Source organism: Labrys sp. F242, assembly GCF_057813875.1.
In genome coordinates this window covers 73779-86351 of record NZ_JBVASG010000006.1, presented here as the reverse complement: position 1 = coordinate 86351, position 12573 = coordinate 73779, and the positions used below count along the sequence as shown (strand labels likewise).

General features: G+C 62.3%; 13 protein-coding genes. 10 read left to right on the top strand and 3 right to left on the bottom strand.

All coding sequences use genetic code 11. The features are described from left to right. Positions 1–279: 279 nt before the first annotated feature. Complete coding sequence (locus ACZYTC_RS28710; RefSeq protein ID WP_434959837.1) at positions 280–735, bottom strand: hypothetical protein; 456 nt, start codon at positions 733–735, stop codon at positions 280–282. Positions 736–1076: 341 nt separating this feature from the next. Next, positions 1077–1967: a helix-turn-helix transcriptional regulator gene (locus tag ACZYTC_RS28705; protein WP_434959836.1), complete on the bottom strand. Its 891-nt coding sequence runs from the start codon at positions 1965–1967 to the stop codon at positions 1077–1079. 684 nt (positions 1968–2651) lie between these two features. Between ACZYTC_RS28705 and trxA the strand changes: the two genes are divergently transcribed. The 5 genes from trxA (at position 2652) to ACZYTC_RS28680 (ending at position 6483) form a co-directional block, all read left to right on the top strand. Next, positions 2652–3548, top strand: a complete 897-nt coding sequence (trxA, locus tag ACZYTC_RS28700; protein WP_434959835.1) for a thioredoxin — start codon at positions 2652–2654, stop codon at positions 3546–3548. 188 nt (positions 3549–3736) lie between these two features. Next, positions 3737–4396, top strand: a complete 660-nt coding sequence (locus tag ACZYTC_RS28695) for an LON peptidase substrate-binding domain-containing protein (protein ID WP_434959834.1) — start codon at positions 3737–3739, stop codon at positions 4394–4396. Between the two features lie 12 nt (positions 4397–4408). Next, positions 4409–4609 carry a Trm112 family protein gene (locus ACZYTC_RS28690; protein ID WP_434959833.1) on the top strand — a complete coding sequence of 67 codons (201 nt, stop codon included), beginning with the start codon at positions 4409–4411 and terminating at the stop codon, positions 4607–4609. Positions 4610–4783: 174 nt separating this feature from the next. Next, positions 4784–5989 carry a serine hydrolase domain-containing protein gene (locus tag ACZYTC_RS28685; protein WP_434959832.1) on the top strand — a complete coding sequence of 402 codons (1206 nt, stop codon included), beginning with the start codon at positions 4784–4786 and terminating at the stop codon, positions 5987–5989. A 5-nt stretch (positions 5990–5994) separates the two neighbouring features. Next, positions 5995–6483 carry a GNAT family N-acetyltransferase gene (locus tag ACZYTC_RS28680; protein ID WP_488991152.1) on the top strand — a complete coding sequence of 163 codons (489 nt, stop codon included), beginning with the start codon at positions 5995–5997 and terminating at the stop codon, positions 6481–6483. Positions 6484–6558: 75 nt separating this feature from the next. Here the strand turns inward: ACZYTC_RS28680 and ACZYTC_RS28675 are convergent, their stop codons facing one another. After that, complete coding sequence (locus tag ACZYTC_RS28675) at positions 6559–7446, bottom strand: LysR family transcriptional regulator (RefSeq protein WP_488991151.1); 888 nt, start codon at positions 7444–7446, stop codon at positions 6559–6561. A 98-nt stretch (positions 7447–7544) separates the two neighbouring features. Here ACZYTC_RS28675 and bla point away from each other — a divergent pair, with 98 nt between their 5' ends. From bla to ACZYTC_RS28650, 5 genes are all read left to right on the top strand, one after another. Further along, positions 7545–8429, top strand: a complete 885-nt coding sequence (gene bla, locus ACZYTC_RS28670; protein ID WP_488991150.1) for a class A beta-lactamase — start codon at positions 7545–7547, stop codon at positions 8427–8429. 214 nt (positions 8430–8643) lie between these two features. Beyond that, entirely contained in the window at positions 8644–9045 is a 402-nt protein-coding gene (locus ACZYTC_RS28665) for a hypothetical protein (RefSeq protein ID WP_488991149.1), read from the top strand. Between the two features lie 54 nt (positions 9046–9099). Further along, positions 9100–10203 carry a DUF4153 domain-containing protein gene (locus tag ACZYTC_RS28660; protein ID WP_488991148.1) on the top strand — a complete coding sequence of 368 codons (1104 nt, stop codon included), beginning with the start codon at positions 9100–9102 and terminating at the stop codon, positions 10201–10203. Between the two features lie 17 nt (positions 10204–10220). Then, positions 10221–10925 (top strand): response regulator transcription factor, encoded by a 705-nt coding sequence (locus tag ACZYTC_RS28655; protein WP_434959827.1) that lies wholly within the window; start codon positions 10221–10223, stop codon positions 10923–10925. Further along, positions 10922–12571, top strand: coding sequence for a sensor histidine kinase (locus tag ACZYTC_RS28650; RefSeq protein WP_488991147.1), 1650 nt, complete (start codon positions 10922–10924; stop codon positions 12569–12571). The genes ACZYTC_RS28655 and ACZYTC_RS28650 overlap by 4 nt, the downstream gene beginning before the upstream one ends. The last annotated feature ends 2 nt before the right edge of the window (positions 12572–12573 follow it).

Sequence of the window (12573 nt, the reverse complement as noted above, 5' to 3'; positions counted from 1 at the left end):
TCGCTGCCGCGGCCCGTCCATGATGCAATGTGACTAGGCCTGCACGCTCGGGGCTGTTCGTTCCGTCAGGTCGAGCTACCTGGAGCTCGGCCAAAAGGCCTGGATGCAGGATCCTCTTCCGTCGGCCGTCCGTGGAACGCTACGCCGGAGCAGGGAGGGAAGCGAAATGCCGCATCCAGATTTCAGAATTCCAGGAGCGAATGCTGAACGCCAGGGGAAGTGGGAGCCGACTGGTGGCCGGGAGGAAGGCCAGGCCAGCTCCCTGAGAGCAGGCAAGACTTACTGGTTGCCGTTGCCGTTGCCGTTGCCGCTGAGGGCACCCCAGTTGTGGTTGCCGTTCAGGTTGCCGTTGCCGATGCCATAGTTGGCATTGCCGTTCACGTTGCCGTTGCCGAAGCCGAAGTTGTGGTTGCCGTTGGCATTGCCGTTGCCGAGGCCGGTGTTGCCGTTGCCATTCACGTTGCCGTTGCCGATGCCGGCGTTGCCGTTGCCGTTGCCGTTTCCGTTGACAGCGCCGCTATTCCCGTTGCCGTTCAGGTTGCCGTTGAGGGCGCCCCAGTTGCCGTTTCCGTTGCCGTTGCCGTTGAAGGCGCCGGTATTGGCGTTGCCGTTGCCGTTGCCGTTGCCGAAGCCGACATTGCCGTTGCCGTTGCCGTTGCCACTGCCGACGCTGAAGGCCATCGCGGCGCTGGAGACGCTCAGGATCAGGGCGGATGCGATGAGAAGCGATTTCATAATTGTCTCTCCACTCGGTCTGTCTTGTGAGGTGCTTAAGGCTGTAATCAGCAGAAGCGTGTGCTTTAAGCCCGCGGTGATTACAGTTTTAATCTTATTGTTTTTTCAGTGTAGGGAAACTTGTCTATTGGAATTAGTACAAAGGGGTATTAATTCAATGGCGATATACTAAAAATTGATTTGGGAACGACAAATATTGCCGCGTGACGACGCTGATGCGTGCCATGCAGCTCAAAGGCCCCGGATTGTTCAAGAGGGAAGATATTCAAAGTGTGGAACGGCTGGATCAGAGTTCCCCAACACACCCAGCCCGGTCCATCGGACGTCTTACGTCGTGGTGGTCAATAGGCGATGGCTGGAACGGCCATTTGGCTGTCCTCGCAATCGGGCCCGATCATCATGGTGGTGCCGGGCGCTCGCATCTGGCTGCCGCACATCAGGGCCACTTCGGTCCGGTTGCGCAGGTGGAATTTGCGCATGATGTTGCGAATATGAACCTTTGCGGTGCTCTCGGAAATGTTGAGGGCATGCGCAATGATTTTGTTCTGCTTGCCCTTCTGAAGCAGGCTCAGGACATCCATCTCGCGGTCTGTCAGGTTGAGGTGGATATCGGAACGCAGACGACGCTCGGGCTGCGGTTTGGGCGTATTCAATGGCTGCTCCGCCAACAGGGCGGTTGCGTTCGAATAGGCGGTAGGCCGAGCAGGCGTTTCCTGGCGCGGTGGCAGCGACAGGACCTGCCGGATCGCGCTTACCATGGCATTGAAGCCCATCGAGGCGGTGATCCAGCTGTGGACGCCGGCCTCGTCCATCAATCTGCCAATCGAAGGATCGCTGTTGTCGGTGACCACCAGCAAAGGCAGCTTGCCGATGCGGGCTTGTAATTGCTGGATGACAAAGGCGATGAAGAGCGGATCGGTGCTGCGCTGTACCAGGCTCAGTATGGCGAGCGAGGCTTGCGGGCCACCTTCTCCGGGAGAGCCCATGATGCGGACGTCGATATCGTCGGCAGCTTCTTTGAGGGCATGTGAAAAGATCTCGCCCAGCAGGGGGCGACTCTCGATCAGCAGGACGACTTTGCGGTCTGCAACAGTCAGAACGCTTGGTTCCGTTTGTCTGTGATCATGGCAGTCCAGCATGTCATTGCAGGTGACGTGATGACTCATGATTTGGCCTCTTGAAAATTCTGGCGTTACTTCCTCTGCAAGTCTTCTTGTGAGTTGGGCTTTCATCCTAATACGTCGTTAGGATGCGAGCCATTACACTTGTATGGCTGTTCTGCGTGACAGGCCTGAACGGCCTGTTGTCTCACACATCCAGCTTCGTCGTCCGCCACGAACTTCTTTGCCGCGGAGTCCGAAAAGTAAAACGATTCACGAATAATAGGATGCCAGAATATTGATCATCGCGATGTGTCATTTATCTCACAGAAACGACTATTCGCGAAAGTCTTTTGGGATTAATCCGAAAGGGACCTTCCCTATCGTCAGCCCAAAAAGGTATCATATTGAGGCATAAGGCGATTTCCGCCTTCCCGGTTCGTGTAGGCAGGTTATATTGAGGGTGGCGTGAATTCGCCGTGATTTGAGTGAAGTTTCCGAATACGATGAAGAAACTTTAATCTTCGAAAATATCCTCTCAGTTCTGTATGTATAGGCGAATATGTTTTCTTTCTATACGAGGCACCAGGCGACGCTCTTCGATATGTCACGCGGTCGTTTTGCTGGTGGTTGACTACCACTGTTACCCCTTTCGAGCCTTGTTGGCGAAAAATAGGTATGGAGTTCCATTCGTTCCATTCTCGCAACAAGCAAGACGAAATCTATTGTTTCGTACGGCAATGACATGCGTGACGGTTGCCTTCGCGGCGATTTGCCCCCATCTAACCGCAGACGAAGCTTTCCAAGCGGGTAGGAATGATGAGCAACGATGCTGCCGGGACCAACGGCCTGATCAAGGATACCACCACTCAGACCTTCATGGCCGACGTGATTCAGGAATCGATGAAGCAGCCGGTGCTGGTCGATTTCTGGGCTGAATGGTGCGGTCCGTGCAAGCAATTGGGCCCCATTCTCGAGAAGACGGTGCTAGCGGCCAAGGGCAAGGTCAAACTGGTGAAGATGGATATCGACAAATATCCGCAAATCGCCGGGCAATTGGGGGTGCAGTCGATTCCCGCCGTCTTCGCCTTCTCCAAGGGCCAGCCCGTCGACGGCTTCATGGGCGCTATTCCAGAAAGCCAGATCAAGGAATTCATCACGAAGATTGCGGGCCCGGGCGGCGATCCGGACACGGAGGCCATGCTGGCCGAGGCCGAGGCCTTGCTGAACGAGGGCGAGGGTGCGGCGGCTGCCCAACTTTTTGCGCAGATTTTCGAACAGGATGCCGAGAATCTAAAGGCAATCGCTGGCCTGGCGCGCTGCGCGCTTGCCGCCGGGGAATTGGAACAGGCCAAAGCCACACTTTCGCTTACCCCCAAGGGCAAGGAGAATGATCCCCTCATCGCCAGCGCCCGGGCTGCGTTGGAGCTCGCCGAACAGGCCAGCGATGTCGGCGATCTGCAAGGGCTGGCCCGCCAGGTGGAAGCCGATCCGAAGAATTTTCAGGCCAGATTCGACTATGCCCTGGCTTTGGTTGCCGCCAATCGGCGTGAGGACGCCGTCGACCAACTGCTCGACATTGCCCGGCGCGACCGCAAGTGGAACGATGACGGCGCGCGCAAACAGCTTGTGCAGTTCTTCGAGGCCTGGGGCCCGATGGATGAGAACACCATCTATGGCCGTCGCCGGCTGTCGTCGATCCTGTTCTCATAAATAGTGACGCGCGCCGCCAGCAGGCCGTAAGATATTGTTGGGGGATCGCAGTCGCGGCCTCTTGAGCAAAAAAGCGTTCAAGCGTGAACGCTCGTTTGCTCTAACTTTTTGTCTCGACGCGTTTTTGCGATTCTGGGTGGTTCCGTCAAATCGCAAAACGCTTTTGGTCGTTTGAGGAATGGCAGCCGATGCATCCCTTGTTCAAGACGGAGGCGGATCTGCCTCCCGTCATTCCAGTCTTTCCCCTGGCAGGTGCACTGTTGCTGCCTCGGGGGCAACTGCCGCTGAACATCTTCGAGCCGCGCTATCTCGCCATGATCGATGATGTGCTGAAGGGGCCACGCCTGATCGGCATGATTCAGCCCGAGGACGAGGATAACGAGACCATGCCGCGCCTGTTCCAGGTCGGCTGCATCGGACGCCTCACTCAATTTGCCGAAACAGGCGATGGGCGCTACCTCATCCAGCTCACCGGCATCTCGCGCTTCAAGGTCTTGTCGGAAGAGACGGTCCCGACGGCCTATCGGCAATGCCGCGTCACGGCCGAACCTTTCGCCGTCGATTTCACGCCGCGTGCGGGCGAGGAAGAGGTCGATCGCAAGAGCCTGATCGATACGCTGCGCGCCTATCTGGCCGTCAACCGCTTCCAGGTCGATTGGAACGACATCCACGAGGCCTCCAACGAGGCGCTGGTCAATGCCCTGTCGATGATGAGTCCGTTCGGGCGGCGTGAGAAACAGGCGCTGCTCGAAGCCTCGTGCCTGCGCGAGCGCGCCGAGATCCTGATCGCCATCACCCAGATCGAACTGGCCAAGAGCGGCGACGGCTCCGATACGCCGCTGCAGTGAGAGTGAGTGCCGATGGCCACGCCGACGCCGCATCGCCCGCCGCCGCTGACCGACCCGAAGCTTTTGGAGCTTTTGGTCTGTCCTCTGACCAAGACGACGCTGGAATATGATGCGGAAAAGCAGGAGCTGATATCGCGCGCGGCCAAGCTCGCCTATCCCATCCGTGAGGGTTTCCCTATCATGTTGCCCGAGGAGGCAAGAATTATCGAGTAAGGACGGGTTACCAAAACGATCGGGCCGGTCTCTCGAGCCATCTTGCCCGCTAGAGCAAAGCGCGATTTCTCCGAATCGCACTTTTTCTCTAACTCTTTGTTCCGACGCGTCTTTGCGATTCTAGGTGACTCGGTCAAATCACAAAACGCTTTAGCCGAAAGGAAGACGCAGAGAATGTATGACAGCCGCCTGCCGGAGCTCCAAGAATCGACACAGGAACCGACCCTTCTCGGTGCCGCCTCCATCCCACGTGAGGATTGGGATCGTGCACCATGGAACCGCTGGTCGTTCCAGCATGTGCGGGAGCTGGTGCCGACGGCGCAGGTCTGGCGCGGGACTGGCCCGGCGACTCCGCTGCCGCCTGCCTTGCAGGACATAGACGGGATCGCCTTCGAGAGCGACGGTCAGCCGGCGACGGTCGGAAGCTTCTTCGAAGCGAATTACGCCGACGGTCTCCTGGTGCTGCATCGCGGCAAGGTCGTGGCCGAACGCTATTTCAACGGCATGACCGGCCATAGCCAGCATCTGTCGCAATCGGTCGCCAAATCCGTGGTTGCCACGGTCGCCGGCATTCTGATCGGGCGGGGCCTGCTCGATCCGGCCGCGCCGGTCACCTATTATCTGCCGGAGCTGGAGGCCACGGCCTATCGTGGCGCCACCGTGCAGCAAGTGCTCGACATGACGACCGGCGTCGTATTCGACGAAACCTATACGGCGCTTGATTCTCACATCGCCAAGATGGACGTGGCCAGTGGTTGGAAAGCACGCAAGGACCCGAGCTGGCCTGCTCATGTCTTCGAGCTGATCCTGCAGCTCCAGGCCAGTCAAAACGTCCATGGTGCCATATTCAACTACCGCTCAGTCGAGACGGATGTGCTGGCCTTCATCCTGCAGAGCGCTTCCGGCCTCAAGCTGCCCGAACTGGTGAGCCGAGAGCTATGGGCGCCGATGGGTGCCGAGGAGGACGCCTATTTCACCGTGGATTCCGCCGGCTACGGTCTGGCTGACGGCGGCTTCAACGCCACCTTGCGGGATTATGCGCGCTTTGCACTGCTCCATCTCGGGGGCGGGGAGATCGCCGGCCGGCGTCTTCTGCCTTCCGCCTGGCTTGAGGACACCCGCTTCGGCGCCCGGCCCGATCTGTTCCAGGGCGTCTATCGCGACATCCTTCCGAGCGGTGCTTATCACAACCAGTTCTGGATCGAGGATGTCGAGCGCGGCGCCTATATGGCGCGCGGCGTGTTCGGGCAGCTGATCTATATCGATCCTGTCGGCGAATTCGCGGCCGTGGTGCTGTCGAGCTGGCCGGAATTCCTGCACGCACCGCGGACGCGCGCCAGCCTGGCCGCCGTCCGGGCTATTCGCGAGGCCTTGGCGTAAGCGGCATGGACCATGCGGCTGGAATCACGTTGCGCCCGGCCCACGCAGGTGACGGGGCCGCGCTGTTCGAGGTAACCCGTCGATCGGTGCTGGGATTGGCGGGGAGCCATTATTCGGCGGCGCAGCTTGCTGGGTGGATGGGGGATCGCGACGCGACTTTCTATGAGGGCGTTATCGCGCAGGGCGGTGCGGTGGTGGCGGAGAAAGCGGGCTCGATCGTCGGCTTCGTCGACGCCGAAGCCGGTGAGGTGACGCGCCTGTTCCTGTTGCCGGAGACGGCGGGAGCCGGGCTGGGCAAGCGCCTGCTCCAGATCGGCATTGAAACGGCGAGGGCAGGACATAGCGGGCCGATCAAGGTGGAAGCGACCCGCAACGCCGAGAGCTTCTATCGGCACCATGGCTTTGCGACGGTGCGGACCGGGCATTTTTCCCACGGTGTCGGTGGTGATCCGATCGAGATCGTCCTGATGGAGCTGGTTGCCAAACCGGCATGAGCCATTTCGGAGCTGATTGCCGCGACCGGCACAGGCCGCCCCATCATCGTGTCTGAGATCGGCGAATCGTTGTCGTCAGGCAGGCAGCGTTGTCTCCGTCTGGCAGTTTGCCAGGAGCCAGATTCGAAAAGCCAGCATCGCAGGTGAAGGCTGGCGGGATTTGAGGTGGGTCAGCCAGTATGAACCGGCGTGAACCTCGATCTCAAAGGGGCGTACCAGCCGGCCCGTCGCGAGCGCATCGGAGAACATGGCAATCGGCAGCAGGCCGACGCCGGTGCCCTGCGCGATCGCTTCGGCCATGGTGACCGAGGAATCGAAGACCACCGCAGAAGTGGTCGGACCGCTCGCGTGTGCCGCAGCGAACCAGAGTTGCCATTCATCCTCGCGATAGGAGCGCAGCAGCACTTCGCCGACGAGATCCGTCGGCTGACGCAGGCGTTTGGCGACCGCCGGCGCGCAAGCGGGCGAAAGTGGAGCAGGCATGAGCAGTATCGCCTCGGTGCCGTGCCACAAGCCGTCGCCGAAGCGGATGGCATAGTCGAGCCCGTCGCCGGCCAGATTGATCCGGTTGTTGTTGGTCAGGACGCGCAAATCGATGAAAGGGTGAGCCTCGCGAAAGGAATGCAGGCGCGGCAACAGCCAGCCGGCAGCGAAGGTTCCAACCACGCCGACCGTCACCACCTCGCGAAAATGACCCTTCTCGAAGCGGTCGAGCGTGGCGCCGATGCGCCCGAAGGCCTCGTTGAGAACCGGGACGAGGGCCTGGCCCTCCTCGGTGAGGGCAAGGCCGCGCGGCAGGCGACGAAACAGGCGCACGCCCAGGATCTCCTCCAGATTCTTCACCTGGTGGCTCACGGCGGTCTGGGTCACGCGCAATTCCAGCCCGGCACCGGTGAAGCTGAGATGGCGCGCCGCGGCCTCGAAGGCGCGCAGGGCATTGAGAGGCAGATGCGAGCGGATCATGTATCCCCAAATTTTTCTCAGGTCTGAGGCGATTTATCATCGTTTGTCGCCCGCTCAAGCTACCGCCATCCTGGCATTGAACATTGTAGGGAGTTGGCATGACCAGACGGAATTTCATGGTTGGGGCGGGTGCGACCTTGTTCCTGCTGCCGTTGGGCGGCACGCTTTCATCGGCCAGTTCCCCAGCCTCGTCGAATTTCGCAGCGGCAATCGGGCGGATCGAAGGCGGGGTGGGAGGACGTTTGGGCGTGGCCGCTCTCGATCTCAAATCGAACACGAGGCTGGCCTATCGGCCCGATGAGCTTTTTCCGCTCTGCAGCACTTTCAAACTGCTGGTCGCCGCCGCGGTGCTCGCCCGGGTCGATCAGGGACGCGAGCAACTCGCCCGTATGGTTTCGATCGAGGCCGCGAGGCTGCTGCCCAATTCGCCGACAACAGCCAGGCATGCCGGCGGACAGCTGACCTTGGCGGAGCTTTGCGAAGCAGCGATCACACGGAGCGATAATCTGGCCGGCAATCTCTTGCTGGAGGCCGTCGACGGCCCGGCCGGGTTGACCCGCTATCTGCGCTCGATCGGTGATTCGGTCAGTCGTCTCGACCGTTGGGAGCTGGAGCTCAACGAATCGCTGCCGGGAGATCCGCGCGATACCACCAGCCCCGCCGCCATGCTGGCGGACCTCAAAGCCCTGCTGGTCGCAGATGCGCTGTCGCCATTCTCGCGCAGCCAGCTCAATGCCTGGCTGAAGGCCAACAGAACCGGCGGTAGCCGGCTGCATGCCGGACTGCCTGCGGGATGGGACGTCGGCGACAAGACGGGAACCGGTGAGCGCGGTTCAACCAATGATGTCGCCATCGCCTGGCCGCCCGCCCGTCCGCCCCTTCTCATTGCCGCCTATCTGACCGATAGTACTGCTCCGGTCGAGCGCCGCGAGGCCGCCTTGGCGGCCGTGGCCAAGGCGGTGGTGGCGAGCCTGCCGGGCTGAGGGCGGTTTGGAGCGCGGACATCGCGACATGCCTTCATGTCGCGATGTCCGCTGGTGCCACCTTGCGAGCGCAGCGTTCTCATGAGGGGACAGGATGTCCGCGCTCCGGGCCGGGTTTCTGCACGATTTCTGCACGAACCGCCCATCACGCCGCCACGAGTGCTGTATCGCGGCTGAACATCGGTGAAGCAAGATGGAGGCCATGGAGGAACCCATGCCGATCGCATCCGCTTCGCCGGACCAGTCCCTGCCGACCCGCAACCGTCAACCTCTTCGATTGAGTTTCGTTCTCAAGGGCCTGGCCGTCATGGTGTTGGCTGCCCTTGCCGATTTTGCGCTGTCGGCCGGGCAGGCGCTGCCGCAGGTCGGCAGCATCATCGGCTTCCTGGCTTTCGCCTGGCTCGGAGCGCTGCTGACCTGCGATACGTTGATGCGTCGAAGCCGGGCCAGCCGCATCGCCGTGGTCGGCGCCAGCCTTGCGGGCTTTGCCCTGATCGTCGAGCCGAGCCTGCTTGCCGGCCTGCTCTTTCTGACGGGATTGGCACTGGCGCTGTTGCTGCCGCGCTATGGGGAATTCGGCAATGCGCTGCTCTGGGTCCTCCGCCTCGTGCTCTAGGGCGTTCTCAGCCCGATGGCGGCCCTGATCGACACAGGTCGACTCGCGCGGATCATGCGGCGGCGCGGAGCCCTCGCTCTTCGCGGGATCGCCGGAGGCCTGCTCGTGGCGGGTTTCGGCTCGATCCTCTTCCTGCTGTTGTTCTCCGACGCCAATCCCTTGATCGGCCTGGGATTCTCTGCCTTGTGGAATGGGCTCGCCCTGCAGAGCGAGGGCACCGGCCTGATCTGGCATGGCCTGTTCGTCCTGGCGAGCGTGGTGGCGCTGTGGGCGAGCTTCAGGCCGCTGCGCCTGCGCCTCTTCGCCAGTGCCTCCGCCTACGCGCCGTTGCCAATCCTGCCCGCCTGGCCCGGGGTGACGCCGGTGGTGATGGCGCTCGCCGCCTTCAATCTGGTGTTCGCCCTCCAGAATGTCTCGGACATTGCCTTTCTGTGGAGCGGTGCCAGGCTTCCTGAAGGCGTGACCTTTTCCCAATATGCCCATCGCGGTACGCAAGCCCTGGTTTTGGCAGCCCTGCTGGCGGCAGGCTTCGTGCTCATCTGTCTGCGTACGGGCTCGCCATTGGCGAGCAGGGCGGGCGTGCGCCTGCTGGTCTATCTGTGGATTGGCCAGACCATGCTGCTGGTGGCCTCCACCATGCTGCGCGTCATCGCCTATATCGAGGCCTATTCGCTGACCTATCTGCGTATTGCGGCCCTGATCTTCCTGTTCCTGGTGATGACCGGATTGGCGCTGATCTCATGGCGTATCGCCCGCCAGCGCGATGGCGTGCGGCTTGTAAACGCCAATGCTCTTTGCCTTGCCATCGTGCTCGGCGTCTGCTGCTTCATCAATTTCGAGGGTGTCATTGCCCGCTGGAATCTCGAGCGACGGGGATCGCCGCAAACCTTCGAATGGCGGCAAGATACGTCCTATGTGGCGAGCCTCGGCGGTACGGGCACACTGCTGGCGCTCAAGGATGCCAGCGTGGCCGCCGACGCAGCGCAGAGCCGTGATCTTGCCGAGTTGCGCGGGTTGAGGCAGGCGGTGCAGACCAGGCTGGAGGCGCAGCAGGTCGATTGGCGCCGATGGACCCTGGCCGGCGCCTGGCGGTTGCAGCAGGCGGGACCGCTGCCCGGTCAAACACTGCCGAACCCCACTTTGACACCTTCCCCTTGAAGTGACATTCATCGCTCATGTCCCGCACCATTCTCATCGTCGATGACGATCCGCATATTCGCGAATTGCTGGCTTTCGCCCTTGCCAAGGCCGGCATGACCACGCACCAGGCCGGTGACGGCGAGGAAGGCCTGGCGAAGGCGCTGTCCCTCAAGCCGGACCTTGCCATCCTCGACATCAACATGCCGCGCATGGATGGGCTCGAAGTCTGCCGCCGGCTCCGGGCGCAAAGCGAGCTGCCGGTGCTGTTCCTATCCTCCCGGGACGATGAGATCGACCGGGTGCTCGGCCTCGAAATGGGCGCCGACGACTATGTGGTGAAGCCCTTCTCGCCCCGCGAAGTGGTGGCGCGTGTCGGGGCCATCCTCAAGCGGGTCGGCGCCAAGCCGGTCCAGGCGGCGCCGGCGTCGGTGCTGGCGCGCGGCCTGCTCAACCTCGATCCCGAAGGCTGGCAGACCCAATGGGACGGAGCATCGGTGGGCCTCACTGCCAAGGAGTTCCAGCTCCTGCAGATCCTGGCGGCGACGCCGTCAAAGGTCTTTTCCCGCGACGAGATCATCGACCGCCTGCACGGGCCGGGCTTTGCCATCACTGACCGCACGATCGACAGCCATATCCGCCATATCCGCCAGAAGTTTTCGGTCGTGGGTGCCGAGGACGTGATCGAGACCCGGGCAGGCATCGGCTATCGCATAGGCTCCTGCGCGGGCAAGGCGGCGTGATCCTGCTCACCCGGCTGAAGGACGCCGTCAAGGCGCGCTGGCCGGCGCTGCGCCTGCGCTCGATCCTGATCGGCGTGCTGTTGTTCACCGCCTTGATGCCGGGCCTCGGTGCCATCTTCCTGCGGGTCTACGAAAACGTCCTGGTGCGCCAGACCGAGGCGGAGTTGATCGCCCAGGCTGCCGTCTACGACGCCGCCTTCGATCTCGCCTGGCCCGGCCCGAAGCCGCCGCCGGTGCCGCCTCCGACGGACAATGATCCGAACGAATCCTATCGGCGGGACGATGCGACGGCGGAGCCCTATTTCACGCCGGAGGCGCTGACGATCGATCTCAATACCATGCCGATCCTGTCCCAGCGTCCCCTGCCCATCGCCTCGTCGCAGCCGCCGGATGCGGAGGCGCTGGTGGCGGCCGGAGCGATAGCGCCGCTGATCGAGCAGAGCCGGCGTACCACGCTGGCGAGCGCGCTGATCCTCGACGCCAGGGGCACGGTGCTGTCGGACGGGCCGCTTCAGGGCCAGAGCTACGCCTTCCTGCCGGAAGTCCAGTCGGCCATCAATGGGCGCTCGCAATCGGTTCTGCGCCGGCGCGGGGATTATGCGCCGCGCTACGCTTTCGAAGTCTTCAGCCGCGCTTCGGCCATTCGCGTGCACTATGCCCGGCCGATCAAGCTGGGCGATCGCACCGTCGGCGTCCTCTTGCTGTCGCGCTCACCCCGCGCTCTGTTCCGCGGCATCTACGACGATCTCGGCAAGATTGCGCTCGGCTTCGGCATCATCCTCGCGGTGATCATCGGTTTGGCCGGCCTGTTGTCCAGGGCCATCGCCAAGCCGATCGAACAGTTGACGCAGGCGAGCGCCGAGGTCGGCCGTCATCTCGGCCGTGGCGGCGCCGAGGTGCCGCCGACCCCGGCAACTGCCACGATCGAGATCCGGGCGCTTTTCGACAATTTCCGGCGCATGGCCGTGGCCATCGATCTGCGCTCGCGCTATCTGCGCGATTTCGCTGCTGCGATGAGCCACGAATTCAAGACGCCGCTCACCGGCATTCGCGGGGTGCTCGAGCTTCTCGACGAGCACGGCGATACCATGAGCGTCGAGGAGCGCCGGCGCTTCATCGCCAATGCCGAGGGCGACGCCGAGCGCCTGTCGCGCCTCGTGGTCCGCCTGCTCGAACTCGCCCGCGCCGACATGGCGGACGAAAGCGAGGCCGTATCCACGCCTCTGGCCGATCCCGTGCGCCGCATCGCCGATGCCGGCTCCGACGACGACTTCAAGGTCGAAGTCGATCTCGATGCTGGCTTGCCCACCGTGCGTGTCCCGGCCGACGTTCTGGAAGCGGTATTGACGACGCTTGTCGAGAACAGCCGCCAGGCCGGGGCATCGAGGGTGACGATCTCGGCGGCGACGGTCGGGGACGGTCATCTCGATCTTCGGGTCGCCGACGACGGCCCGGGCATTTCCCCCCACGATCGAACCCGATTGTTCGAACCCTTCTTCACCACCAAGCGCGCCAATGGCGGCACCGGTCTCGGGCTGCCGATCGCCCGCTCCCTGCTCGCCAACAGCGGTGCCAGCATCGACTATGTCGATGAGGGTCCCGGTGCCTGCTTCCGCCTGCGTTTGCAGCGGAATGGGGTGGGGTGATC

What these genes read in the sequence shown, in the direction of transcription:
- ACZYTC_RS28660 (WP_488991148.1), top strand. Translation starts at nt 9,100, where the DNA reads ATGCGGCGGCGCGGAGCCCTCGCTCTTCGCGGGATCGCCGGAGGCCTG.
- ACZYTC_RS28680 (WP_488991152.1), top strand. Translation starts at nt 5,995, where the DNA reads ATGGACCATGCGGCTGGAATCACGTTGCGCCCGGCCCACGCAGGTGAC.
- ACZYTC_RS28695 (WP_434959834.1), top strand. Translation starts at nt 3,737, where the DNA reads ATGCATCCCTTGTTCAAGACGGAGGCGGATCTGCCTCCCGTCATTCCA.
- trxA (WP_434959835.1), top strand. Translation starts at nt 2,652, where the DNA reads ATGATGAGCAACGATGCTGCCGGGACCAACGGCCTGATCAAGGATACC.
- ACZYTC_RS28710 (WP_434959837.1), bottom strand. Translation starts at nt 735, where the DNA reads ATGAAATCGCTTCTCATCGCATCCGCCCTGATCCTGAGCGTCTCCAGC.
- bla (WP_488991150.1), top strand. Translation starts at nt 7,545, where the DNA reads ATGACCAGACGGAATTTCATGGTTGGGGCGGGTGCGACCTTGTTCCTG.
- ACZYTC_RS28690 (WP_434959833.1), top strand. Translation starts at nt 4,409, where the DNA reads ATGGCCACGCCGACGCCGCATCGCCCGCCGCCGCTGACCGACCCGAAG.
- ACZYTC_RS28705 (WP_434959836.1), bottom strand. Translation starts at nt 1,967, where the DNA reads ATGAAAGCCCAACTCACAAGAAGACTTGCAGAGGAAGTAACGCCAGAA.
- ACZYTC_RS28665 (WP_488991149.1), top strand. Translation starts at nt 8,644, where the DNA reads ATGCCGATCGCATCCGCTTCGCCGGACCAGTCCCTGCCGACCCGCAAC.
- ACZYTC_RS28675 (WP_488991151.1), bottom strand. Translation starts at nt 7,446, where the DNA reads ATGATCCGCTCGCATCTGCCTCTCAATGCCCTGCGCGCCTTCGAGGCC.
- ACZYTC_RS28685 (WP_434959832.1), top strand. Translation starts at nt 4,784, where the DNA reads ATGTATGACAGCCGCCTGCCGGAGCTCCAAGAATCGACACAGGAACCG.
- ACZYTC_RS28655 (WP_434959827.1), top strand. Translation starts at nt 10,221, where the DNA reads ATGTCCCGCACCATTCTCATCGTCGATGACGATCCGCATATTCGCGAA.